The sequence below is a fragment of the Olivibacter domesticus genome, assembly GCF_900109575.1.
Taxonomy (GTDB): domain Bacteria; phylum Bacteroidota; class Bacteroidia; order Sphingobacteriales; family Sphingobacteriaceae; genus Olivibacter; species Olivibacter domesticus.
The window spans coordinates 105,840-131,924 of record NZ_FOAF01000008.1 but is presented as its reverse complement, the minus strand read 5'-3'; the positions used below and the strand labels follow the sequence as shown (position 1 = coordinate 131,924).

Genomic DNA, 26,085 nt, shown 5'->3' with positions numbered 1-26,085 from the left:
AATTACGCGTGGTATATGACAGGTGTATGTCAGCAGTATTTGTAAATAAAAAAAATAAAAAATGTCTAGACATTGTAAGCTTAGCGCTGCTTCTCAACTAAAGCTCTAAAGAATTATTTACTTTTACAGATAAAGATCTGTTCATAGGGAAATTAGACGGTTCAAAAATTTTTAGAGTTGTAAACAAAAAATAAAATTGATAGAATGAAAGTAGTAGTAGTGGGTGGTGGATTTGCCGGCCTTAACTTTATAAAATCTTTGGCATCAAATAAACAATTTGAAATCACTTTGGTCGACAAAAACAATTATCATTTTTTCCCTCCTCTACTGTATCAAGTTGCAACGTCTTTTATTGAACCCTCTAACATTAGCTATCCGTTTAGAAGGATGTTTCAGACAAAGGATAACCTACGGTTCCATATGGGCAGCTTGTTAAAGGTCAATCCTGAAAACAACACAATTGATACGGATACTGGTACATTATCATATGATTATTTAGTGTTGGCCTTGGGCACCCAAACAAATTATTTTGGAATGGAATCCGTTCAACAGAAATCCCTGCCCATGAAGACAATAGACGAGGCGTTGAGCTTACGGAATCATCTCCTGCTAAACATGGAGAAAGTAGTACGTATGCAGCATACGTCACGAAGAGATGGATTATTAAATGTGGTGATAGCTGGTGGAGGAGCCACTGGTGTAGAACTTGCCGGCATGTTAGCCGAACTAGGAAGCTATATCGCAGCAAAAGAATACCCCGAAATAAAAGACTTTAGATCACATCTTTATTTAGTTAATTCAGGACCTGTTTTGCTAGGCCCAATGAGCGGGACGGCACAGATAGAAGCTGAAAAAGTATTAAGAAAACTAGGCGTAAATATTGTGTTAAACGCTGCCGTAAAAGATTACATCAACGGTAAGGTTATTCTTTCGGATGGGAGAGAAATTGAAACGGAGTCGCTGATTTGGGCCACGGGCGTAATAGCAAGGGAAGTACCTGGTTTACCCGCAGAGGCTGTTACCCGGGGAAGGCGATTATTAGTGGATGAATATAATAAAGTAATGGGGCAATCAAATATCTACGCTTTAGGTGATTTATGTTTTCAAACAACCGATCCAAATTATCCTGAAGGCCACCCACAATTAGCCCAAGTTGCTATCCAACAAGGCAAATTATTAGCAAAAAACCTTACCCACATACAACGAAAATATCCGTTGAAGCCCTTTAAATATAACGATAAAGGTAGCATGGCCATTATCGCCAAGTATAAAGCGGTTGCAGATTTACCCAAGTTTTCTTTTAAAGGTTTCTTTGCCTGGTTAGTTTGGCTCTTCATTCATATTATACCGCTGGTTGGGTTCAGAAATAAGATGAAACTAGCATTCAGCTGGATGTGGTCATTTATAACAAATAATCCTACTTTAAGGTTAATTATACGTCCCGCAACTGACCCAAATCCCAATAAAGAAAGACAATAAGTCCACCGGAGGTATCGCAGTAACTATGTACTCTGCACCGCGCTGGCGTTCTTTACATTTACAATAGCTTATCAGATGTTAATGGCAATGCACGTAGTCTTTTTCCGGTGGCATTGAAAACGGCGTTGGCAATTGCCGCAGCAACACTTGTAATACCGAGTTCACCAATTCCTTTCACTCTTACTAAATAGCTAACAAAGTCATTCTAAAAATTTGATGGGAGAAACACTAAATGCTTATCTTGCTTTCTTTAAATAAAAAAAGATGCCTTTTGTAAAGCCGAGTACCCTGTCTGGAAACAAGTTGCAGATAAGTATTTATGCCGCTGTGATTGTTTTTCTTTCCTATACGATGATCTTCGGTTTCCGCAAATCGTTCACAGTTGCCACATTTGACGGAATTAGCGTTGCAGGATATAGCTATAAAACACTTTTAGTAATCAGCCAGGTATTAGGATACATGCTAGCGAAATTTTATGGCATAAAATATGTCTCGGAGCTAAAACGTACTGGCAGAGGGTGCATCATTTTGCTGCTTACGGGTATAGCCTGGTTTAGTTGGTTGTGCTTTGCATTAGTACCTATACCCTATAATATTATCTTCCTCTTCACCAACGGCTTTCCTTTAGGCATTTTATGGGGTGTTGTCTTTTCCTATATAGAAGGCAGGAGAGGAACTGATTTTATTGGAGCAACACTTGCAGTGAGCTTTATTTTTGCTTCTGGTTTTGCTCGCTCTGCTGGTGGCTGGCTAATGCTTTCATTTCATATATCTGAATTTTGGGTTCCCTTTTTTACAGGCCTTTTATTTGCGCTTCCCTTGCTCCTATTTGTATACCTGATGGAAAAAATTCCGCCACCAGATGCGCAGGATATTGTAGATAGGATGGAGCGTACACCCATGAATACCAAACAACGGAGTATTTTTTTCAAAACCTTTTTACCAGGCTTGGCTGCCTGTATTCTTATTTACACTTTCGCTACCATTTTTAGAGATATCCGCGATAATTTTGGTGCCGAGATGTGGAAAGAAATGGGCTACTTTGACCAGCCTGCCATTTTTTCCAAAACCGAAACACCCATCACCTTAATCATCCTCGTATTGATTGGTAGTATGGTCATGCTATCGAATAGCTTTAAAGCATTGATGGTGGCCCATGTATTTATCGGTATAGGCTTTATCTTAGCGGGCTTATCAACTATTGCATTCTTGTATAATTACTTTTCACCCCTGTGGTGGATGACCGTTACCGGCTTAGGTTTGTACATGGTTTACATCCCTTTTAACGCTGTATTCTTTGAGAGATTGATCGCTACTTTTAGGTATACAGGCAATGTTGGTTTTTTAATTTACCTAGCTGACTCCTTCGGCTATACTGGTAGTGTAGCGGTTTTATTATCAAAAGAGGTATTTAACGTGCAGCTTAATTGGATTTCTTTCTTTTCAAACAGTGTAATAATATTGTCTACAATTGGTGTATTACTAACTACATTTTCTGCTTTTTATTTTAGGTATAAATACAAGCAAGCTAAAGCTGCCTAATTACGTTTTCCTTTCTCGGCACACTTATTATTTATACTCTTATTGAATCATTATTTTAAGTTTATACAAAAAAGATATGTTTGATGAGGTGCCATATTCTTATTGTTTGTTACTAATATTTTTAGTATATTTACATTAAATAACTTTTGCACCGAAGTTAAAAAGATTTTTTTTATCAAATAAGAAAACATTATGGCAACAGCGTATGTAAAAAGGCTAGTAACTATTGCTGAAGAGCAGTATAATAATTTTCATTTGGATAGTGAAAGTGATGCCGACTTATCAAAGCAAATAAAAAAATACTGGACTGATTTAGGTTTGTCATTTCCTGGTGTAGCAACGGCATGGTCGGCAATCTTCATCTCTTGGTGTGTACAGAAAGCCGGAGCAACAAAGAATGAATTTCTATTCAGCGCGGCCCATGCAAGATTTGTAAACGCTGCCATCCAAAATATGTTAGCTAATAAAGGTGTCTTTAAGGCATTTCCCTATCATGATATTGAACCGAATTTAGGTGACATTATTCAGCATAATAGAGGAAACAACACCTATGACTTCCAATTTGCCAAGATGAATAAAGCTTATGAATCTCATTCTGCAATTGTGGTAGAAAAAGGTACTGACTCAAAGGGAAATTATGTCTTAACAATAGGGGGAAATGAAAGTGACTCCATCAGAAAAAAGCAAATAAGACTTAATGACAAGTGGCGTATAATAAAAAGAAAAATTAACCCTTATATATCAATTGTTCAGAACCTAAAATAATACTTAGAAAATTGCATTATCTATTACAGATTATTCAATCAAAAGATGGACAGAAGCTTTAAAACAACGAAGAATATCAGCAATACTCCTTTTGACAATATTGCTTTAGCCTTTTCCGGTGGAGGTTTTCGTGCTGCTTCTTTTAGCCTTGGTGTTTTAAGTTATCTAGACGAAATTACCTTAATTGATAAGGTTACCTTCATTTCTTCTGCATCGGGTGGAACAATTACGAATGCTTTATACGCATTGAATATTGCGAAGGGAGGAACATTTGCCTCATTTTATAAAAAATTAAAAGAGAATCTTGAAGGAACCGGCCTGTTAAATCATGTGTTCGAGAAACTAAATAATGATAAAGAGTGGATCAGTAATCCAGATAAGCGGAGGAATATCATTAATGCCTTTGCACTTACCTATGATGACGATCTATTTGATCACAGTTTATTAGAAGATTTATACCAGCATGAAAATAGTACATCTCTTGAAGAGGTCTGTTTCAATACCACCGAATTTTATAAAGGTTTGCTTTTTAGACAGAATGTTAAAATGAAGATCGATCATAGTCGGACTTTTGATAACCAGTTTAGATACGGGAATTTTAACATAAACTTAAATTTTAACGCGGCTGGTAAACTAAAATTGGCTGATCTGCTGGCTGCATCATCCTGCTTTCCTGCAGGATTTGAACCGATCATTTTTCCAGACGATTTCACCTACAAAACGCTATCGGGACAAGAAGATACAACGGTGGCGAATCTAGATAAACGAACCTTATTAGACAACTTATACGTAGGTTTGCAAGAATTAAATATAAGTGAACTGGAGAAACTATTTGGCAAAGAGAGGGTGACAGATGTGATCAATGGATTACCCCACAATCCGTCGGTTGAATCTGTAAAAAATGCTTTTATTAATGAAAAAATAAGAGATGACTTTAAAATTGGCATGATGGATGGAGGCATCACGGATAACCAAGCATTGGAAAGTATGATAGATGCACAAAAAAGAAGGGTTAAAGAAAAAACCACATTTCGCCCTTTTGATCTCATGCTGGTGAATGATGTTGGCAGTCATTACATGGAACCATATAAATTGCCAACAGGAAATGACTCTTATACCGGCATTAAAGCCATTTCAATCAAAACAGTTATCGTTATTCTATGGGTCTTGATGTTACTGGGCATTTCTCTTATCGCTGGTTTAATACCAAAAACAGACACTTTTGGTGTTCGTTGGCCGGTGATAATCGGAACAACTATAACCATTCTCTCTGGAAGCATTTTATTGATTCTTAATTTAATACGAAGATTTATTGAAGGAAACACCGATCGCCTAGGGGGCTTAAACCTTAATAAAAACTTTTCTCCAAGTATAGTAAGCAATCTTTTTGAGCACTTTGCTTCAACGCCCATCATGGTCATTTTCCGGATGCTAAAAGAACGTATTAGCTCAGTACTCGTACTTAATAACGACGTTTTTCTTAAAAGGATTCGCTTTCTATTATATGATAAGACATATGAAAGTGGAAAATATAGGTTTAAAATAAAGACGAACCATGTATATGATCTTTCTTTTTCTAATGACTTAAATCGCCATAAAAAAGGGTTAAATTTCATGGAACCCTCTAAATCTATACAGATTATAGCACAAACTGCATTTGAGATGGCCACTACCCTTTGGTTTGATACGACAAATCAAAAAAACGAAACCTTAGCCGCATTAATAGCATGCGGACAGTTTACCACCTGCTATAACCTATTGGAATATATTTATCGTTTAAAAACTACTAAAAGTAAATCTGGAGACACCTATTATAGCGGATTGACGCCAACTTATCAGCAAAAAATAGATTATCTAGAAAGGCAATTATCAAAAGATTATCTAACATTTAAAGAAGATCCTTTTTGGCTATACAATAAATGCGGTGTAAATTTTCAGCTCACAAATTTTAAATCAAGCTCCATGGAAAATTTTCTTTTCCCTTCTCCTAGTTTTGCCGGCCTGAGATAAAAACAGGCAACATTTTATTAACTGAAAGGTTGTGACAATCATCTGTGAATGGCACAACATAGTATGCAACATCTCCTATGTTGATGCGTCTTTCAATATAGTTTGGGTGCGCGTTATGCCATTAACCATCATGCTATAAACGTTAAAATAACCAAGTAACTTATAAAGCACCCGACTAAAAAGCGTTTACCTAGAAAAAACGGCCATTTACCGAGAAGTCTGCTAAGCTCACCTAATTGCCATTTTCTAGTCGCTACTTGAGCAGTACTTTTGAATCATAATCAAAACACACAAGTCATGAAAGCCCTTAACACATTAAAAAAAACAAATAAAATAAGGCAATACCTTGTGGTTGGCATACTTGGTCTATTCCCTTTTAGTGTTACATCGTTAAAGGCGCAAGAACAAACAGCAACCATACAAGGGGTTGTAAAAGACCAAGCTGAACATCCCGTAGATCTGGCTACTGTTTCTTTATTAAAAGCGGCCGACTCATCTTACGTACGTTCGGCTTACGCGGATGAAAAAGGTGTCTATGCAATACCCGCAGATAAAGAAGGGAAATACATCTTGGTCGCTTCTATGATGGGATACCGAAAAAGTTATCAACCAATCATCGTTTCTACCGAACAAAGGAAAGTAGCAGCACCAGATCTTGTGTTACACACGGAAGCCCAATCCCTTGGGGAAGTAACGGTTACCGCTCAACTCCCACCTGTTCAACGCAAAGACGGCGCATTGGTTGTTAATGTTGAAAATTCGGCCCTAGCCGCAGGTAATACGGCCTTAGATATTTTGCAACGCTCGCCTGGTGTAAGTGTCGACAAAGATGGCAATATTAGTTTGATGGGGCGTCAAGGAGTAACCGTGATGATAGATGGTAAACAAACATACCTATCTGCTGAACAGCTTGCTAATCTGCTACGTTCGATGGATGGAGGTAATATTCAATCGATCGAGTTGAACACCAATCCCTCTGCCAAATATGATGCGGCAGGTACTGCAGGCATCATCAATATTAAGCTGAAAAAGAATAAGGTAGAAGGAACAAATGGTAATATCAGCCTCAGTGGTGGGTACGGAAAAACCCATAAAACCAATAATTCCTTGCAAATTAACCATAAAGCTGGTAAAATTAATTTATTTGCCAACTACAGTTATACCAACAACCGCTTTATTCGAGATCTAGGACTATACAGAACGATCGGACAAGGCGAAGATACCCGTGTATTCGACCAAACATTGCATTGGAATAATCGGAGAGCAAGTCATAATGCACGAGCAGGGATTGATTATCAAACAAGTGAACGTAATACAGTAAGCATGCTGGTATCCGGTTTCTTCCTTAACGGAAAAGATCGACTGGAAAGCAATAATGCAATTTCGGGGATTAACGCTCCTGTTGACTCTTTCCTAACAACTTTAAACAATGGAAAAAATCGCTATAATAATACTTCGTTTAATGTAAATAACACTTTCAATATAGACACCAGTGGAAGAAAATTGGTTGCAGAGGTAGATATATCACGTTTTAGTGATAAGACCACACATTATTACGATAATTATTTTTATGACGCTGTTGGTAATTCCCTACGCGATCCAGAGTTCATCTTGAATGATATGCCCTCTATAATTAACATCCAAACAGCAAAAATCGACTACACACATCCATTCAATAAAGATAGCAAGTTAGAAATCGGTGCAAAGTACGGAAGTGTTAAGAGCGATAATGATATGGCTTTTCTGCTACAAAACAACGGCAACTGGGAAAACAATGCAGGTAGATCGAATCATTTTATTTATAAAGAGCGTGTTACCGCTGCTTACGCCATTTACAGTCACCAATTGAATAACACTGAAGTGAAAATGGGCTTACGTATGGAACATACCTATTCCGATGGAAATTCTATTACTATGAATACTCGCAACAAACGTGATTATCTCAACTTATTTCCAAATATATCTGTTAGTCAAAAAATAGCTGATAACCATCAATTGGGAATATCCTATAGCAGAAGGATCAATAGGCCAAATTATGGAAACTTAAATCCCTTCTTATATTATGTTGACCCATATAGCTATGAGCAAGGAAACCCATTCTTAAACCCGTCATTTACGAATGCTTATGAATTAACATACACCTTATTTAAACGCTATAATATTACAGCAGGTTACCAACAAACGAATGATATGGTTGGCGAAGTGATGTATCAAAATGATGAAACAAATGTATTGCTCCTAACTCAAGAGAACATTGCAAAAGAACGCGTATATTCTTTGAATCTGAATATCCCGCTATCGGCTGGTAAAGTTTGGACAAGTAATACCAATATTAACAATTTCTATATGGGCTACAAAGCCGACATCGCAAATGCACCCATTGATTTTGGCAAGTTTGCTGTACAGGTAAACAGCAATCATACCTTTAATATTACTGAGACTTTCAGTGTAGAAACAACGGCACAATACCAATCACCTTTACGCTGGAGCATTTATCAAATCGGTACCTCTTGGGGGATAGACCTCGGCCTTAACAAATCGTTTTGGAATAAAAAAGCCCAGATCAAACTGGCTGTTACAGATATCTTCAATACAAAACCAAATACTGTACATACCGATTATGCCAACTTAAATGTTAGGATTTTTAATCAATATGAAAGCAGAGTGGGTCGTATTACCTTTACTTATAAATTTGGTAACCAAAAATTAAAAACCTCTGAACGCAATTTAGATAGCAGCGAAAAGAACAGAGTAGGAAAATAAATATGTCATGTGTGTTTGTACCGCTGCCGTCGAGAGATGCCAGCGGTTTTTTGTTGGTATATTTAAAGCAAAACCACTTTCTGCCGAATAGCTTCCATAATTAGACCTACTCTACTCCTCACTTGGAATTTCCCAAAAAGATCAGCCCGATAACCATCAATTGTTTTGAAAGATAAGTACATTTTTTCGGCAATTTCCTGATAGGTTAAATCACTGCAGGCCAAAGCTAGAAATTCACGTTCTCTTTCCTTTAGTTCTAACTGTTTCGTATTCAGATAGGCTAAGCTAAGGGAATAATTATTATAATAGCCCTTACGAGCAACTTCCTGTAAAGCTATTTTAAGATCATCCGCATTCATGGTCTTTAATAAATATGCACAGCAGCCAGCTTGTATCATACTCATGATATTTTGAGGATCTTCAATCGTAGAAAGAGCAACGATCTTCGTTTCCGGATAGTTTTTTTTAATGTCAGAAACTAATATAATTCCTTCTTTTAGAGGCATATTAACATCCATTAATAAGATAGTAGGTTTTTCGGCTATTAAACGCATTAAACCTACTAGTTCCGTTCCGGTTGAAGCATATAAACTTACCTGAAAATCAGGCAGGCTATTTATAAATAGACCAAGCGTTTTTAGAAACAATTGCTGATCATCCATTAGGCCTACAGTTGCTTTCATAAACTTCCTTTTTATTATTATATTTTAAAAACAAAAATCCACGCAACCTGAATGAACCAAGTTTTCAAATTAAAACATTGATTCACAACAATTTAAAATAAACAAAAATACACTTGTGTTAGATTGCAGCTTGTATTCAAACTTCATCAATTGCCTACACAAAACCTATAGCTAGTTGTAGTCATTTTTTGTGAAATAATGCATTGATTTACACTATTTTTCTCGTACATTTATTACTGAAAGTCAACCGTTCAAAAACTTAATTATCGTTATCATGGGTAACCTGAAATCTATGAGCCAGCATGACCTACAATTAGGCGTACAGGCACAACTATTAGCGATTGGAAATGACCTAAGCCAAGGGGAATTCACCCTTGAAGATATTGGCGATTACTTACCTGGCAGCGTAATGTTACAAGACCTTCCTACTGCTACCAACCTTTACATGAATCGATATGGTTGCGATAAACTACATCATTCTTCGGAGGAATTAAAAGCCTTAGGTCCCGATTATTTCAACAACTTCTTCCCACAAGAGGAAATCTCCATCATTCAAAAAGAAATCACTTGTTTTCTACAACTACAAGATCCGAATAAGATTTTCCCTTTTTATCAGCGGGTAAAAACGGGTAAAAATGGTGGTTATGAATGGTATTTTACCTCAAGTCGCATTGCTGATGAAAAAGGTCATAAACTCATCCACATCGCATTACCTGCTACACACCTTGAGACGGCAATATTTCGTAGCCAATGCTTAACTCAACTGAACGAATATGCTTACAAAAATTACCAACGTTATAGTACCCTCACTAAGCGGGAAAAGGAACTTATTATATTGATTGCTGAAGGAAAAAGTAGTGGTTATATGGCCGAAAAACTATTTTTATCCATCCATACAGTCAACAACCATCGCAAAAACATTATACGAAAATTGGGAACAAGCAGTTTAGCTGAACTCATTCGTTTTGCTATTGCTTTTGGTTTATTATAAAAATATGGCAGTTAAAATAAAAACTTTGTAATCAAACCCTTAACGTAATAAGGGCCGTTTAAAACAGTCACAATTTAAAAGTGAATTAGCTTTGAATTCTTCTTTTTTATAGGTATCTTTATAATAAGTTTGATATAAACTTGGGGATTAGGCGCTTAAAAAGTGTCAGATGTGTTGTGAGTAATGAATAATGTATTTGCGGTAGATCAATTAGTTAAAGTATCTCCGTAATTATTTTATCAATTCATTAACAATAAACAACATGAATTCCAAATTAAAATTCACCAACCTTCATCATTCTTCCTTTTTTTCCACTGTCCGAGAAAAAGTAGACAACTATTTTCAGGAAAAGAAAATATCAAAGCAAGGCAATAAAGCAATCTGGATTAAAGCATTCACTTTTCTCTTTGGTCATTTCTTACTATATGCACTTATTATATCCGGTGTTTTTCAGCCGATAATTCTGTTGCCATTAGCTGTATTGCTTGGTGTATTTAGCGCTTTTATCGGTTTTAATATAGGCCATGATGCTATGCATGGATCATTTTCTGCAAGTCCCAAGATTAACAAAGTTTTCAGTTATACTTTTCATCTTGTGGGAGCTAACCCGTATATATGGAACATTTCACACAATATAGTACACCACACCTACACCAATATAGCCGGACATGATGAAGATATTGAGGTTGCTCCTGGCCTTATCCGTTTATCAAAAGAAGAAAAGTTAAACAAATTCCACCGCTTCCAACATCTATATGCATTTCCTTTATATAGTCTTGCTTCTTTATCATGGCTTTTTCGTAAAGACTACAAGAAATTTTTCCAACCTAAAATAGGGCAGCATAAGGCTAAGCATCCGAGAATAGAATACTTTAATCTATTCTTTTATAAGTTATTATATTGCTTTTTATTCATAGGCATCCCTTTACTGTTCACAGATCTAAGCTGGTGGCAAGTCCTTATCGGTTTTTTTGCGCTTCATTTATCACAGGGATTAGTGATGGGCCTGGTTTTTCAGTTGGCCCATCTAATAGAAGAAACAGATTTTCCTATTCCTAATGAAGACGGTAATATTGAAGATGCTTGGGCAGAGCATCAAATGAAAACTACGGCAAATTTTTCATCAAAAAGTAAGCTGGCGGCCTTTCTCTTAGGTGGTTTAAATCGCCAGATTGAACACCATCTTTTTCCGAAGATTAGTCATATTCACTACCCTGCTATATCCACCATTATCAAGGATACCGCCAATGCATATAAACTTCCTTATATAGAGAATACTACTTTCTTATTGGCACTTAAATCACATTATGCAGTACTTAAAAAATTCAGTGTAGCCTAGTAGCCTAAGGTTACTTAGTCATCATATAGCGGTAAACATAGGTAGAAACAGAAGATAAAGTACGCTTGGCTACTTCCTCCTCAATACCTTTAGACAGTAATATAAGCACATATTTTCTTCCATCAGGCAAGTATACAATACCGGAATCGTGGCTAATTTTATTAATTGACCCTGTTTTATTAGCTACTTTTACATCAGCGGGAAGACCTGCAGGAATAATACCGCGAAAATGCTGTTTAGATAAAATAGCCACCATGGCATCACTTGCCTTTTTACTGATCATCTTTCCTTGTGCAATTTGATCAAATAATATCATTAAGTCATTAGCTGTAATCATATTATTCATATTATGCTCAAAAGCTTTACCATCTTCTACACCGCGTAATACTTTCATCTCATTAGCACCAATGCTCCGCATTGTTTTCATAACATTTTTGGCACCAACAAGGTCAATCATCATATTCGTTGCCAAGTTACTGCTTTCTGTAATCATCCTGTTAAGGAGGTCTTCAATGGTTACTTTTAACCCAATTTTTGAGTAAAGGTCCTGCTCGCTATCATTTATAGGCTTTAACGTATAAGAGCTCCCATCATAAATACTCTTGAACTTATTATAGACTTTTATAGAATCACTGATAGAAAATTTGCCTTTTTCAGTTTGCTTGAATACTTCCACTAAAACGGATGTTTTCATCGTACTGGCAGCATGAAAAAGTTGGTGCTCATTCAACAGAAAAGTCTCGCCATCGTCAATAGCACGAAACGCTACCGCAAAGGTTCCAGTTGGTTGTTTGTCAAATGCCGCTAATACTTTTTCCCGTAGCATATTTGTATCGATAACGGCCTCTTGATCAGGTTTCAGCACAATATTTTCCCAATCACTATCGGCATCCGTAAATGTAGAAATAAAGTTTGCCTCCCGTATCGTTTTATCAGGGTTTAATGCAAACGACAATATAGGTCCGGAACCCCTATTCGTGTTTAAATAAGTGAGTTTAAAAAGATCTCCATGAAAATGAGTTAGTGTCGCATCCAACTGGGGCGATTTTAAGAATTTTATACTTAACACATCTGCTTGCTTCAAAATGCTTACTGTGCCCAGTAAACGATCTTGGTAAACACCAGTGTAGGCCGACAATGGAAGACTACGTTTTAAATTAGTATCTGGTATCAGTTTCTTTTTCTGTCTTTCCACTGAGTCTTGTTTAGCAATAGATTTATCGGCTTCTTTTTTATAACCGGCAATCCAATCAAATGTTGATGCATGCATATAATAGTCCAAGATATGATTGATAATAGCCCAATAGGCTCCAGAAGATAGTTGATTGGTTAATACTACCACTCCCAATTTAAGTTGAGGTGCCATGGCTATTTGCGACACAAAACCTGTCAACAAACCTCCATGACCAACTATCTGTTGACCTCTATAATCGTATTTCCGGAAACCTAAGGCATAACCATAAAAATTTTTCTGATTGGGCGCTAGCCAAGAAGGTTCCTTTGTTATGGGCATGGGTCGCACAATTTTCCATAGTTCTTCAGTAGCGGCCGACTTAAATAGCGCAGCACCGCTAGGGGTGCGTCCGGAATCTAGTTGTGTAAGCACCCATTTGGCCATATCAGCGGCACTGGATGCTACACCTCCAGCAGGATTTCCAGCATCACCAATATTTTGTTCAAAGAAATTATTTATTACAGTGAGCTGTCCTTTACGCTTTACATGTGAATAAGCCACATTTGCTTGTTGCTTTAACGTTGAAAATCGGCTAATGCTATGATCCATTCCAACTACATCAAAAATACGTTGTTTTACAAAATCCTCCCATGCCACGCCAGACACCGCCTCTACTACCTCACCAGCTGCTAAGTAAAGAATATTATCATAAGCATATACCGAACGGAAATCGTGTTGAAGAGGTACGTCTTTCAATTTTTGCAATAACTCTTTGCGGGTAAAAGTAGACGGAGGAAATAGTAACATATCATTTGCATAGGCAGGTAATCCGCTATGATGAACCAGTAAATCACGTACGGTTAAATGTTCAGTTACATAGCCATCATGCAATTTAAACCAGGGCAAAAATTTCACCACCCTATCTTCCCATTTTAATTTGCCTTCTCCTACCAATATCGCCAGTGCAGAGGCCGTGAACGCTTTACTGTTAGAAGCAATACTAAACAGCGTGTTCTCGTCCACAGGAGCGGAATCTCCTATTTTCCTTACGCCATATCCTTTCGCAAATAGTATTTTACCCCCCTTTACAATCGCCACGCTTACACCTGGCACATCAAATGTTTTGAGGACCTGATGGATGTAAGTGTCCAAATCTGGCGGTAATGGTGCTTGGCGGGCCAACACTAAAAAGGGGGATAAGAAAAACAGGATGAAACAAAAAGTAATTGTTTTCAGATAATTGATCATAGCAGGTAAGAATAAATTAAGGATTAAAAAAGGTAGACTTAGTTCGTTTTCATAAGTTTTTCTTCAAAGAATGTCACCACCGCTCGATCTACTTTAAGCTGGTTTTCGTAGCGCATCCAATGATGTGTTTCATCCGGAATCATAAGTGTTTCTATTGGTGCATTTCTCTTTTTTAAGCGTTCAATCAGATCCACACTTTGATGAAAATCGACGTTTCCATCATCATCTCCATGGATAATCAGCGCTGGGGAAGTCCAGCCTCCAAGCCATGAAACTGGCGAAGAATTCTTCGCTAATTCGATGGCCAGCTCAACGTCGGGGGCAGGTTCTGGTGCATTCGTAGAAATCCTGCCCATATAATTGTGGACGCCATGTATATCTACTCCTGCGGCAAACAAGTCTGCATCCTTAGCTAGTGCCAATGCGGTTAAAAAACCGCCATAAGACCCTCCATAAACTCCTATACGCTTAGCATCTACTATAGGGGACTTAGCCAACCATTCTCCCGCAGCCTTAATATCCTGGTATTCAGAAGCCCCAAATCTTCCTGCATTGGCTGGCTTATGAAAATGATAACCGTAACCTATTCCCAAACGATAATTAACGGAAAGCACAACAAACCCTTTCCTTACGAGATACTGATTCAATGCGTACGTATTGGCATAATAATCACCATAATGCCACCCAAGCAACATTTGCCTTTGTGGACCACCATGAACAAATAAAATTGCCGGGTGTTTTTGGTTCGAATTTTCTGGTTCAAAAAGCTGGGCATAAACCGTTTCACCATCTGCAGCTTCGAATTCAACTCTTTTTGGTTGAACCAGTTTGGCATTGATCAAACTTGTGGGTAACAGCTCTTCCCCCAGTAATTGAACGTTGCTTTGTTCACCAATAGACATCATAGCCGGCATGGGTGGCTGTGTTGCCGAGGATTGTATATATATCAACTGATTACCGTCAGCCATTAGCATGGGAAATGATTCTATATTTTTACCTTTTGTAAGCGCTTGCAAAATAGGTCTATCTACTGGCACCTGATAAAGATGCCTACGATCGACATCGTCGGAATCTTCACCGGTATTAGCACTAAATAGTACCCAGTTACGATCGGGACTAAGCTGCACATGCTCCACCATGAAGTTCCCCGGTGTAAGCAATAGGGCATCACCACCTTTTGCAGCTACTGAGTATAGATGAGGCCATCCATCCTGATAAGATAAAAACACAATTCGGTCTTTTGCTGCCCAATGGAGATTAAAGCCACCATGCGTGCCTGGCACCGATCCTTCTAACGTGTTCGGAGCAGACCACAAACGATTCGAGTTACCATCGGCTAAGTCCACTCGCCATATCGACCAGGGTTGTGGCCGTGTCACCGTCAATGAGTCGGGAGCCCCTCCTTTTGCTGGGGCGCGTACAAAAACGATTGAGCGTCCATCTGGTGACCAGCAAGGAGATTGATCACTACTAAAATCAGGTACCAACCATTGGATGGGTGTCTGCGAATCCTCGAATACTCCAATAAGTGAATGGTCTCCCCTATTCGATACAAATGCGATCTTCGAACCATCTGGCGACCATTGTGGAGAGCCATTATTTCCCTTTGCGAAAAATAAAGGTCTAGCCTGCTTTGATCCATCAATAGGAACCACCCAGAGCTGCCCCCCTTTCTCGAAAACGACACGCTTCCCATCAGGAGAAATAATGGGATAGTCACCATCAGCAAGGCAGATAGGTTTTCCACCTGCAAAAGGTACACTCCACACCTGAACCTTTGGTTCTAGTGGTGCAGAAGCAGGATTTCGAACTTCACTCTCATTAAATGCTCCATGATCGCCTCCCTTAACATAAACCACCCAATCTCCTTTTGGCGAAAGCTTAACACCTGTGATTTCATCACCATTGTCTGTCGTATAAGACGTTAGTTTTCTCAACTTAAAAGCCGGTCCTTCTCCAACAAAAATATTCCGTTGGCCCTGCACATTAATGGCTAACGCAATGTTCGAAGCACTCGAAGCACTTGTTAATGCCGACGGAAAAGGGTATGAAGTAAGCGTTTCAAGACTTAAGGTCTGGCTATGAGCACTTACAATCCATCCGATAAAGCACAAGCTTACGCCTACAATTTTTTTTAAAAACATAGCTAATCATTTACTGGTATTTCTTAACTTATAAAAAAGCACTTCATTAAGGCTGATCCCACCAAAGAGGAGCATCCAAGCTTCCATCGGCAGGAACATTGCTACTATTTCTTCCTCTTTCATCTGCAGGATAGGCCACATGCCGAATAAAACTACTTAGATACGCATTTAGGGGCATTCTAAAATCCTTATATTGATAATCATGCCTACGCATATCATTCCATGCTTCCGGATTTAAATAGGTAATCACATATTTTTCTTTGAAAATAAGATCTAATGTTAAATTTGTAGCACCTACCGACACCGTTGGGTGAGAAATGTATGCATCTCGCGCTGCCGAATTAACTTGCAGTTTATCCATACTGGCTTTAATCCCCTCTAAATAAGCGGCATAAGACCGAGATCTATCACCTATTCTAAAAGCAGCCTCCGCTTCCATAAGTTTAATTTCAGGATAAGTAATGATTATGAGCGATGATGTATCATTGGTGATTACACTGTTTAAACTGATATAACATTCATCGCGTATCGTATTCGCTCCACCCACATTTCCCTGGCCGTTTCGTGTACCCAAGTACACATTATTAACCGTCTTATCCGTTATCTTGGCTACTCGGGGGTCTTCAATACCGTATGTTGTTCCATTTAAATGATTAACAAGATTATCCGACAACCATCCACCTAAAAGATTATTTGCATTATTTTTCGCTACTTGGGCCCATGGGTTAATTCCTAAATAAACATTCATGGCAGACTCATCGCCTATCGACGTATAGGAGCTATCTATTGCCTCAAGCACCGCAGCAGGATTGTAAGTTGGCTTCTTTGATATTTTATTTAAAAAACGTGCCTTGATACCATAGGCTGTCTTGATCCACGAATTTACATTGCCATGGTGCATCAAATCTGCTGTTTCGTTTAAAACGATACTCAGATCTGTTCGCTGTAAATCAACTATGCTCTCATCAATTAGTTTAAGTGAAGAAGCGTATAATTCTTCTTCCGTATCATAAGCAGGTGTTAATATATCGTTAGTCCAGAAAGCTTGCGTATAGGGTGCTTTGCCCCACGTATCAGCCACTAGTCCTAATTGATAAGCCATTAATAATTTAGCTACGCCTACATGCTGAAATGCACCAGCCTCCTCTGCCTTTAGTCGCATATCATAAAGGTCAGACATTGCGTAATAAACATCATTCCACGCAGTAGAGTTGTCTGTAACTTGATAGGTATCTGCGGCGCCGCTAGCCGAAGCATTTGCCAAATATTGTGTATAGTAGACATTTATGTTTGCAAACTGCTGCATGTTAAGAGCTGCTTTCTGTGTAGCAGTTGTCAACAGGGAATTAATGGGAGGATCCTGCACCAGATTCGGATTTTCATTTAAATCAAAGTAATCTTTACATCCTGAAAATAAGCTTAAGACAATAATTCCTCCAAAAATGGCTGTTTTTATGTTCGATAACTTCATAGTATTTTTCTTAAAAACCAACATTTAATGTGAATAGAAAACTTCTAACCGCAGGATATGTCATCCCAGCAAATGCATCAACATTGGACCCACTGTTCGTTGTTGTACTCTCCGGATCAAATCCAGCGTAGTTTGTCCACAACGCTAGGTTGTTTCCTGTGAGCGATAATTGAACATTTTTTACAATACTATTTTGGATCCACTTCTGTGGTACACTATAACTAATCGAAACAGAACGTAATCGTACCCATGAAGCATCTTCAACAAAATTTTCAGACACCCCTCTGTGTATGATACGGTAGTAACCATCGCCGTAGTTAAAACCGGTGGATGGGTCAATGCCCTGTCCCAGCCATACTTCTTTCGTATTAGGGTTTCCGTCTGCCAGTACGCCATTGAATACCATATGATCATTCCGATTCTCGGTGTATTTGGCCATCCCAAATGCAGAGTAAAAGTTAGCTAATTGATTATAACGTTCCTGGCCTACCCTTGCATCTATTAGAAAAGACAGCGAAAGGTCTTTGTAACGAAAAGTGTTGCTCCACCCACCAATCCAATCAGGCTGTACATTACCTAATTTCTTTTTATTTGCTACAGCATCCAATATCGGAAAACCATCTTCACCAATCAATAATGGCCTATCTGGATCAATCTCTGTCGACTGATCTAGGCCTTGCGCAATCTCTTCAGGAGAATAATATCTTCTCAGCGCTCTTCCATATAAATCGCCATATGCTTCGCCAGGAATTAACCACATGTATACATTTGAGCTTAAATAGCCAAATTCATTCGCAGCCTCTATCCGTTCAAAATCTTCCCTTAAAGACAGGACCTTGTTTCTATTGGCTGAAAAATTCAGACGCGTGTCCCAGCTAAAATCATTTCCTTTTATTGGGCTGGCATTAATGGATAGTTCAATACCCTGATTACGCATACTCCCCGCATTTACCGCTGCATTTACATATCCAATAGACGCGGAAACAGGTATTCTAATAATTTGATCCTTACTAACTGAATGGTAATAATTAAAATCAAAGCCTAATCTGCTATTAAAAAAATCCATACTTAAGCCACTTTCCCAAGTCGAAGTAAACTCAGGTTTAAGTTCTGGATCCCCTAGTAATCCAGGTCGGGTAAAGCCGCTATATCCGGTAGGTAAGTCGGTATAAATAGCGAGGCCACTACTCGTTGAATAAGGATCGGCATCTTTACCAATTCGGGCATATGAAAACCTGAATTTAGCATTATTGATTATCTCAGGAAGCTTCCAATGGTCTGAAAAGATATAACTTAAGGTAGACGAAGGATAAAAGAAGGAATTATTAGGTCTGGCTAAAGATGATGTAACATCATTTCTACCAGTGAGCGTTAGGTATAAGTAATTTTTATAATTGAAAGAAAGCTCTCCGAATATCCCCATTAAACGATATTTTTCCAGATAAGTTTCAGACTGTAGTGTTTTGGCATTAGCTAGGGAAAACCAGTCATAAACCGTTAAATCAGAACCTTCTGTAGATTCTCTTCTCATGTAACGGTCATACAAATCATGTCCTAGCCTTAATGTTGCACTGAAATCATCGGAAAATTTATGATCCGCGCTGGCTACGAAGGTGCTATTAATGGAACGAAAATTTTGGTTATATACATTTACAAAACCATAGCCAGGCGCTGCTTCAGTTCCGTTATCGTCTACCAACCTTTCGCCCACCAGATCTCTAAAACCCAGGGCAGTACCCAACCGATTGTCCCGGTAAGTATCTATACCCGCACGGTAAGAAAGATTTAACCATGATACAGGACGATAAGAAAAATTAGCACTCCCTATAAAACGTAATACATCATCTTTAAAGCGATTTGATTCAGTTGCATAACGCGGATTGGTAGTACCCCCATAGGAACGCATTGTTCCATTTTCCTCCAGATAGTCATTCACATCGTGCCTTGGCGACCAATAAATTAACTGTTCGATATATCTACCCGCATTTCCACGATATCCACCGGAATTATTTACACTCATATTTACACCGGCGGTAAATTTTTCGCTCATTTTAAAAGTGGTATTTAATCGCGCCTGATAATTTTTAAAATCCGTTGTAGGAAGTACTCCTTTCTGATTAAGCTGAGATAAAGAAGATAAAAAGGTTACTTTTTCGGTACCGCCAGAAAAAGTGAGGCTATTTTTGTACTGACTACCTGTAGTAAACGCATCTTTCACATGATCATAAAGCTTTGCCGGATGTGTAGGATCTATTGCACGTGCATCCTCTACCGTTGGGCCCCACGACGGCCAAAACGATTCTGGATCGTATTCACCCTGCCAACCTTGTGTATAGGTATCTTGCAGTGCTGGAAACCGTGCCACATTTTCAAAACCGGCCGTTCCTTGGTAATCAATTTTAATACTTCCAGACTTCCCTGATTTGGTGGTAATGACAACTACACCGTTAGCCCCTCGCAATCCATATAAAGCTGTCGCTGCACCGCCACGCAAAATATTGATTGTTTCAATATCGTCCGGGTTAATATCTACAGCACGGTTACTCATCCCTCTCCCATCTGCCCCCTCTCCCTGCGTAGAAGTACTATTGTCCATCAACACGCCATCAATTACAAATAAAGGTTGATTATCCCTTGTTGGATCAATAGAATTAATTCCTCGAATCTGAATGCGGGCGCCCTGACCAGGAGATCCTCCTGTGCTACTGATCGTTACGCCAGCAACCTTACCTTGAAGCGCATTGAGCATATTAGGTTGCTTATTATAGTTTAATTCTTTGGCAGTTACTTTCTGTGCGGTGTAACCCAGTGAACGTTCTTGTCGCTCAATACCTAAAGCGGTTACCACCACTTCATCTAAGCCGGAGGAAAGCGGCTTGAGAACTACATTTAACATGTTTCCGTTACCCACGACGCGCTCCAAGGGTTCCATTCCTATATAAGAAAACACCAATGTATTTCCCGCTTTCGCAGAAACCTGATAAAGCCCAACTTCATTTGTTTGCGTGCGCTGTGAAGTACCTTTTACCGTGACGGTTACGCCAGGCAATGCTTGACCGCTCTTCTCTTCAGTAACCTTTCCCTGTATTGGTTTTTCTTGTGCCCAGGCGTTCGCCGTAATAAAAAGGATGCTCAGCATCAGCCATCTTATCTTTTTTTGCATACTCATGTTGTTTATTTAATATGATAATCAGAATATTTCGCATACAAAAGTTGATTACAATTAGCCACACCAACATGCATATGCAAGTTAAAACGGCATAAGTAATAAATAAAAATTTCCCTGATTTAAGACAGGTTTATAAATGGTAGTGCCAATTTAAGAAATCTATTTCACAATTATGCAGGTTTGAGTATTTTTAAAGAAAAAAAACGTAAGATACGGCAGTTAAATCACTAAAAGAAGCTCATAAATAATGTTATTTAATAGCTTATTCTGTTTTTTGCGAAAGCTTGAAAGAATAGATTGTCCTCTTGCGAAAGATAATAATCGAATTCAGGTAATTAAGCTATACCTTTGTCAGCAAGAATGATTCATTTCACCCCTTTAGGGCATATGACCGTATAAAAGACCAACATCTATATGAGCTTAATTAAAAATATTTATAACCCACTTTTTTATAACGACCTTGTTGACCGCATGGTCCCACTACTTCCTACTTTAGAAAAGGCGACCTTTATGGACCGTATTTTTTCCAATAATTTTGAGCAAATGGAGTGGAAAGAAAGAATGCACCATACAACGAGGGTACTCCATACCTTTATGCCTGAAAATTTTTCGGAAGCCTCACCGATATTAATCAAAATAGTGGATGAATTAATGGTAACGGAGAAAGGCAAAGATAGTTTGGCACTTATTTTCTTACCGCAATACATCGCCATGTATGGTCTAGAAAGTTTTAAAGAGGCAATCCCTGCTTTAGAAAAAACAACGCAATTGGTGAGTGCTGAATTTGCAGTACGTCCTTTTTTATTAAAATACGGGAATGAAATGATATATGAGATGACCAAATGGTCGCACCATGAAAATCATAAAGTCAGACGCCTTGCTAGCGAAGGAAGCAGACCCCGTTTACCTTGGGGCTTAGCAATACCCGCATTAAAGAAAAATCCTGCACCTATCCTACCCCTATTGGAACATCTGAAAAATGATCCATCTGAATGGGTCAGGAAAAGCGTAGCAAATAGCCTCAATGATATTGCGAAAGACCATCCACAAGTTGTATTAGAGATTGCAAATAAATGGAAAGGCATCAGCAAAGAAACAGATGCTATTATTAAACACGGTTGCAGAACCTTATTAAAACAAGGGAATACAGAAGCACTTCGTTATTTCGGATTTCAACATACATTTATTTCGATTAACGGTGTTGAACTATCTACCCCTACTGTTCATATAGGTGGTCATCTTAGTTTTTCTTTTATCATCACGAATACGGCTAATATTGAAAAAATAATACGCCTGGAATACGGCATTCATTATCTTAAGGCTAATGGAAAACACTACAAAAAAGTATTTAAGATTAGCGAGAGACTTTATAAGGCTAACGAGATCTCAAAGATAACCAGAAGGCACTCTTTTAAACCGATTACAACACGGGTATTTTATTCCGGGCAACACCATCTCACTATTATTCTCAATGGATCGGAAATGGCTCAAACTTCTTTTGTGCTTGCTTAAGCAGATAAAAACCCCTTTTGGCAAAGGTATTTCCATTGTTTCCGATTACTTAGTAGCGCAAAACAATAAAACAATGTTAAGACAGAACAGATTGACATGATAAGGACCGTATTAAAATAAAGCCACCCCGGGAAGAGGTGGCCTTGCTGAAATGTTTATTACCTCATGGTGTGAGGCATTGCGAAAATATACTTTTATTATCTCTTTCAATTGTTCATTTTGTTCACGATAAGTACCTCTTCCCGGAACAAGCTTTGGCTAACCCTTTTTTAAAGGCTATGTATTTTAAACAGTTTAATCATTTGGAATTTTATAAGCCACTGCATTCATATTAACACCCGCACCAACTGAAGCAAAGACAATGTGCTGCCCTTTATTGATGGCTTGCTTTTCGAATTTACCTTTGAACATCAGGTCAAAAAGAGTAGGTAAAGTTGCTACAGAACTATTTCCTAACCAAGAAATAGTCATGGGCATAAGATCTTTAGCAGGCATGTCCAACTCATAAAGAGCGAATAGCTGTTTCAAAATAGCATCATCCATTTTCTCATTAGCCTGATGAATTAATATCTTATTGATATCTAACACTGATAACCCAGCTTTTTCGAGACATTCTTTGATAACTTGGGGGACCGTTTTCAGCACATTTTCATATAATTTTCGGCCATTCATTTTCAAAAACAGGGTATCCTTACCATAGTTAGGATTTGAAGATTTTTCCATCCGCAATACATAAGCTAATTCATCCGAGTAAGATTTTACTACCTGCGATAGTATTCCAACTGGTACATCACTTTCTCTTGCTTCAACAATAACCGCACCTGCCCCATCGGAGTAGATCATACTATCACGATCATGCGGATCACATATGCGTGACAGTGTTTCAGTACCAATCACCATTATTCTTTTTGCATTACCCGACCGGATAAAATAATCTGCCTGTATAAGTCCTTGTAGCCAGCCCGCGCAACCAAAAGGTAAATCATAAGCTACTGTATAAGGATTGCTAATACCTAAATGGTGCTTTACTCTCGATGAAAGTGCCGGAACAAATTCACTCCTAAGGTTATCTGCACGAATATCGCCAAAATTGTGAGCAACAATGATATAATCGAGCGTTTCCCCATCTATCTTTGCCGATTCTAATGCATCTTTTGCAGCATAAAAAGCAATATCAGAGGCTACTAAATCATCTGTCACATATCTTCGTTCGTTAATGCCTGTTATTTTTCCAAACTGTTGAATGATATCTACATTCATTTTTTGAAGCAACATTCCCTCACGATCGTAAAAAACATGATTCATAAAATCCTCATTCAATATTTTTCTGGTTGGAATATAGCTACCACTGCCGATGATGACAGCATATGTTTTTTGATTCATGATTCTTTCTTTTAATATTATTCGCTCACGCGCATATTTATATTCTATTCTCTAAATGGTAGCACGTTAGAATTAGAGCCGAAAATATCATTTTTGTTTTCTCAACTATATCATGCATATCAAATGAAATAATAAGGTACAAAATAAACAGACAATATGAAAGGAAAAATATAGATCTTTTACGTTGTCAATGATTCAATACACTCCATTGTCTTTTAGCTTAATTCAATAGCATTTTCCGCAAACCCCTCGGTTTCAAAGGGATGATGTGTTACAACTATACAAGTAGTGTTCAAGTTTGTTAATAATTGCTTTAAATTGGTCATCAAATTATACTTCAGGGCATTATCCAGTGCAGAAAAAGGTTCGTCCATAAGTAAAATTTTTGGTTTCGTAGATAAGGCCCGTAAAATTGCAAGCCTTTGTTGCTGTCCACCGGAGAGCTGCTGTGGCTTATGTTTTTTAAAGTTTACCATCTCTCCTAACGTCAATAACTCCTGAATATAGGATGAATTTTGTGTACCGTAACGAAGATGCTGCTCTACTGTCATATTTGGAAAAAGAGCATAGTTTTGAAATACAAAACCGATTTCTCTTTTTTGCGGGGGCACACAGATTTTTTTATGCGTATCTAGCCATACCTCATTATGCACCGTTATTATTCCTTCCTCCGGATGAATTAAACCGGCAATTATCTTAAGAAGGGTAGTTTTACCAACACCCGAAGGCCCATAAAGTTTCGTAGTCTTTGCCATAGCAAAAGATGCCTTTAGCCGGAATTCATTAAAACCATTGTAGGTTTTTATTTTTTTCTTTACATCAACAACGATCATTCGAGTGGGCTTTTGGCTGAATGCCGATTCAAAATAAAAACAGTAATCACAATGATAAAGGTGATAGAGAAAAGTATAAGAGAATAATAATTTGCACTTGCATAATCCATGCGCTCTACAGAATCATAAATAGAGATAGAAGCCACTTTCGTAACACCAGGAATATTCCCTCCAATCATCAGCACCACACCAAATTCGCCCAGTGTATGCGCAAAAGTTAGTACTATTGCAGTAAGAATGGATGATTTAATATTAGGCATTAACACATGAAAAAAAGTTGCTACTCTACTTTTTCCCATTGTATAAGATGCCTCAGATAGGGAATTAGGCAAGTGAATGAACGCAGATTTGATGGGACTTACCATAAATGGGAGACTATATATAATAGAAGCAACAATCAACCCTTCAAAAGAAAACACCAATTGAACATTAAATAAGGTTTGGAGCTGTTTCCCTAACATGCTATTCGGACTAAAAGCCAACAATAAATAAAACCCTAAAACAGAGGGCGGAAGCACAAGTGGCATCGTAATAATGGCCTCTAAAATAAGTTTAGGAATGGAGTTTTTTTTTGACAACCAATAGGCTAAAGGCAGTCCTATCACCAGCAATATAAAAGTGGCAATAAAAGAAAGCTTTAAACTAAGCCAAAGGGGCGCTAAATCCATAGTAATCTTATTATTTACGGAACTTGATATCCATATTTCTTCAGAAGCTGTTTTGCCGATGCAGAAGAAAGATAATCGTAAAATTTCATTGCCTTTTCAAAATTACGGTTTCGGGCATAGCGAAGAACAAGCATACCCTGCCTAATTTTCCCATATACCTTACTGTCCAACCGCTCCCAATTCAGTTTATCTTTCGATTTATACTCATGAATTAATGCTTCTGTTGTAAAGCCTAATGAGACAGAACCGGTCGTTATGTAGGTGTTTACTTGTGAAATACTTTCTCCAAAAACAAGTTTGTCGTTAACTTTATCCCATAATTTGTAATGACGTAATGCCTGCTCAGTAGCTTTACCATAAGGCGCAAGCGATGGATTTGCAATGGCAACTTTACTTATTTTACTTTGAAGTAATATTTGCTGCCAATTTTTTAAATCCAGCGCATCAATACTGCAAATGATGAGACTTCCCGAAGCATATTCTTTTACTTCAGTAAGGCCAAAACCATCTTTGAATAATTGATTGGGAAATTCCATATCTGCAGATAAGAAAAAATCATAGGGAGCACCATTTTTAATCTGTGCGGTTAACTTTCCTGAAGAACCAATAATGGTTTCCATTTCTATACCTGTTTTCTGTTTGAAATCGGCTTGCAGAGCGCCAATAACGAATTGTGCATTGGCCGCAACAGCAACCCTAAGCGCTTGCGATAGCGTGGGGCTAACGGCTCCAATCAGCAAAAAAATAAGAGTAATTAACTTTTTCATAAAACTACGCTGTTAATCTACCATTTGGTTTCTACGCTAGCAACTTATCATACAAATCAAGCAACAGATTCCTACCGCCCGTATTAGCAAGTATAATATTCTTTTCTGAGAATTCAGCACCCACCTTAGTGAAAAAACGGCATA

17 protein-coding genes are annotated in these 26,085 nt (G+C 38.1%); 8 read left to right on the top strand and 9 right to left on the bottom strand.

Features of this window, described 5'->3' with window-relative positions:
* Positions 1-204: 204 nt before the first annotated feature.
* From BMY50_RS21945 to BMY50_RS21925, 5 genes are all read left to right on the top strand, one after another.
* The gene (locus BMY50_RS21945) at positions 205-1,479 is read left to right on the top strand and encodes an NAD(P)/FAD-dependent oxidoreductase (protein ID WP_093329152.1); all 1,275 of its coding nucleotides are present in this window, start codon (positions 205-207) and stop codon (positions 1,477-1,479) included.
* Between the two features lie 264 nt (positions 1,480-1,743).
* Positions 1,744-3,021 (top strand): DUF5690 family protein, encoded by a 1,278-nt coding sequence (locus BMY50_RS21940; protein ID WP_093329149.1) that lies wholly within the window; start codon positions 1,744-1,746, stop codon positions 3,019-3,021.
* A gap of 192 nt (positions 3,022-3,213) precedes the next feature.
* Complete coding sequence (locus tag BMY50_RS21935) at positions 3,214-3,786, top strand: DUF2272 domain-containing protein (RefSeq protein ID WP_093329146.1); 573 nt, start codon at positions 3,214-3,216, stop codon at positions 3,784-3,786.
* Positions 3,787-3,831: 45 nt separating this feature from the next.
* The gene (locus BMY50_RS21930; RefSeq protein WP_093329143.1) at positions 3,832-5,796 is read left to right on the top strand and encodes a patatin-like phospholipase family protein; all 1,965 of its coding nucleotides are present in this window, start codon (positions 3,832-3,834) and stop codon (positions 5,794-5,796) included.
* Positions 5,797-6,093: 297 nt separating this feature from the next.
* The gene (locus BMY50_RS21925) at positions 6,094-8,559 is read left to right on the top strand and encodes a TonB-dependent receptor domain-containing protein (protein WP_093329140.1); all 2,466 of its coding nucleotides are present in this window, start codon (positions 6,094-6,096) and stop codon (positions 8,557-8,559) included.
* Positions 8,560-8,621: 62 nt separating this feature from the next.
* Here the strand turns inward: BMY50_RS21925 and BMY50_RS21920 are convergent, their stop codons facing one another.
* Entirely contained in the window at positions 8,622-9,242 is a 621-nt protein-coding gene (locus BMY50_RS21920; protein ID WP_093329137.1) for a response regulator transcription factor, read from the bottom strand.
* A gap of 274 nt (positions 9,243-9,516) precedes the next feature.
* Between BMY50_RS21920 and BMY50_RS21915 the strand changes: the two genes are divergently transcribed.
* Entirely contained in the window at positions 9,517-10,233 is a 717-nt protein-coding gene (locus BMY50_RS21915; RefSeq protein ID WP_093329135.1) for a response regulator transcription factor, read from the top strand.
* A gap of 262 nt (positions 10,234-10,495) precedes the next feature.
* Entirely contained in the window at positions 10,496-11,572 is a 1,077-nt protein-coding gene (locus BMY50_RS21910) for a fatty acid desaturase family protein (RefSeq protein ID WP_093329132.1), read from the top strand.
* 10 nt (positions 11,573-11,582) lie between these two features.
* On the opposite strand, the gene BMY50_RS21905 is transcribed toward BMY50_RS21910, so the two are convergent.
* From BMY50_RS21905 to BMY50_RS21890, 4 genes are read right to left on the bottom strand one after another with little or no spacing between them, the layout of a single operon-like run.
* Positions 11,583-13,994 carry a serine hydrolase gene (locus BMY50_RS21905; protein WP_093329129.1) on the bottom strand — a complete coding sequence of 804 codons (2,412 nt, stop codon included), beginning with the start codon at positions 13,992-13,994 and terminating at the stop codon, positions 11,583-11,585.
* Positions 13,995-14,032: 38 nt separating this feature from the next.
* Complete coding sequence (locus BMY50_RS21900; protein WP_093329126.1) at positions 14,033-16,138, bottom strand: S9 family peptidase; 2,106 nt, start codon at positions 16,136-16,138, stop codon at positions 14,033-14,035.
* Positions 16,139-16,184: 46 nt separating this feature from the next.
* Positions 16,185-17,609, bottom strand: a complete 1,425-nt coding sequence (locus BMY50_RS21895; RefSeq protein WP_093329375.1) for a SusD/RagB family nutrient-binding outer membrane lipoprotein — start codon at positions 17,607-17,609, stop codon at positions 16,185-16,187.
* Positions 17,610-17,619: 10 nt separating this feature from the next.
* On the bottom strand, positions 17,620-20,772 hold the full coding sequence (locus BMY50_RS21890) for a SusC/RagA family TonB-linked outer membrane protein (RefSeq protein WP_093329373.1): 3,153 nt from the start codon (positions 20,770-20,772) through the stop codon (positions 17,620-17,622).
* Positions 20,773-21,192: 420 nt separating this feature from the next.
* On the opposite strand from BMY50_RS21890, the gene BMY50_RS21885 reads away from it, so the two are divergent.
* Positions 21,193-22,290, top strand: coding sequence for a DNA alkylation repair protein (locus BMY50_RS21885; RefSeq protein ID WP_093329123.1), 1,098 nt, complete (start codon positions 21,193-21,195; stop codon positions 22,288-22,290).
* A 294-nt stretch (positions 22,291-22,584) separates the two neighbouring features.
* Here the strand turns inward: BMY50_RS21885 and BMY50_RS21880 are convergent, their stop codons facing one another.
* The 4 genes from BMY50_RS21880 to modA all read right to left on the bottom strand — a co-directional run bounded on the left by BMY50_RS21880 (position 22,585) and on the right by modA (position 25,941).
* Positions 22,585-23,673: a 3-oxoacyl-ACP synthase III family protein gene (locus tag BMY50_RS21880; RefSeq protein WP_093329120.1), complete on the bottom strand. Its 1,089-nt coding sequence runs from the start codon at positions 23,671-23,673 to the stop codon at positions 22,585-22,587.
* 215 nt (positions 23,674-23,888) lie between these two features.
* On the bottom strand, positions 23,889-24,506 hold the full coding sequence (locus BMY50_RS21875; protein ID WP_093329117.1) for an ATP-binding cassette domain-containing protein: 618 nt from the start codon (positions 24,504-24,506) through the stop codon (positions 23,889-23,891).
* Positions 24,503-25,174 (bottom strand): molybdate ABC transporter permease subunit, encoded by a 672-nt coding sequence (gene modB / locus BMY50_RS21870; protein WP_093329115.1) that lies wholly within the window; start codon positions 25,172-25,174, stop codon positions 24,503-24,505. The genes BMY50_RS21875 and modB overlap by 4 nt, the downstream gene beginning before the upstream one ends.
* A 14-nt stretch (positions 25,175-25,188) precedes the next feature.
* Positions 25,189-25,941, bottom strand: a complete 753-nt coding sequence (gene modA / locus BMY50_RS21865) for a molybdate ABC transporter substrate-binding protein (RefSeq protein WP_093329112.1) — start codon at positions 25,939-25,941, stop codon at positions 25,189-25,191.
* Positions 25,942-26,085: the final 144 nt, after the last annotated feature.

Bases quoted from the DNA above. Each gene is read 5' to 3' on its own strand.
- BMY50_RS21945 (WP_093329152.1), top strand. From the start codon at position 205: ATGAAAGTAGTAGTAGTGGGTGGTGGATTTGCCGGCCTTAACTTTATA.
- BMY50_RS21940 (WP_093329149.1), top strand. From the start codon at position 1,744: ATGCCTTTTGTAAAGCCGAGTACCCTGTCTGGAAACAAGTTGCAGATA.
- BMY50_RS21935 (WP_093329146.1), top strand. From the start codon at position 3,214: ATGGCAACAGCGTATGTAAAAAGGCTAGTAACTATTGCTGAAGAGCAG.
- BMY50_RS21930 (WP_093329143.1), top strand. From the start codon at position 3,832: ATGGACAGAAGCTTTAAAACAACGAAGAATATCAGCAATACTCCTTTT.
- BMY50_RS21925 (WP_093329140.1), top strand. From the start codon at position 6,094: ATGAAAGCCCTTAACACATTAAAAAAAACAAATAAAATAAGGCAATAC.
- BMY50_RS21920 (WP_093329137.1), bottom strand. From the start codon at position 9,242: ATGAAAGCAACTGTAGGCCTAATGGATGATCAGCAATTGTTTCTAAAA.
- BMY50_RS21915 (WP_093329135.1), top strand. From the start codon at position 9,517: ATGGGTAACCTGAAATCTATGAGCCAGCATGACCTACAATTAGGCGTA.
- BMY50_RS21910 (WP_093329132.1), top strand. From the start codon at position 10,496: ATGAATTCCAAATTAAAATTCACCAACCTTCATCATTCTTCCTTTTTT.
- BMY50_RS21905 (WP_093329129.1), bottom strand. From the start codon at position 13,994: ATGATCAATTATCTGAAAACAATTACTTTTTGTTTCATCCTGTTTTTC.
- BMY50_RS21900 (WP_093329126.1), bottom strand. From the start codon at position 16,138: ATGTTTTTAAAAAAAATTGTAGGCGTAAGCTTGTGCTTTATCGGATGG.
- BMY50_RS21895 (WP_093329375.1), bottom strand. From the start codon at position 17,609: ATGAAGTTATCGAACATAAAAACAGCCATTTTTGGAGGAATTATTGTC.
- BMY50_RS21890 (WP_093329373.1), bottom strand. From the start codon at position 20,772: ATGCAAAAAAAGATAAGATGGCTGATGCTGAGCATCCTTTTTATTACG.
- BMY50_RS21885 (WP_093329123.1), top strand. From the start codon at position 21,193: ATGAGCTTAATTAAAAATATTTATAACCCACTTTTTTATAACGACCTT.
- BMY50_RS21880 (WP_093329120.1), bottom strand. From the start codon at position 23,673: ATGAATCAAAAAACATATGCTGTCATCATCGGCAGTGGTAGCTATATT.
- BMY50_RS21875 (WP_093329117.1), bottom strand. From the start codon at position 24,506: ATGATCGTTGTTGATGTAAAGAAAAAAATAAAAACCTACAATGGTTTT.
- modB (WP_093329115.1), bottom strand. From the start codon at position 25,174: ATGGATTTAGCGCCCCTTTGGCTTAGTTTAAAGCTTTCTTTTATTGCC.
- modA (WP_093329112.1), bottom strand. From the start codon at position 25,941: ATGAAAAAGTTAATTACTCTTATTTTTTTGCTGATTGGAGCCGTTAGC.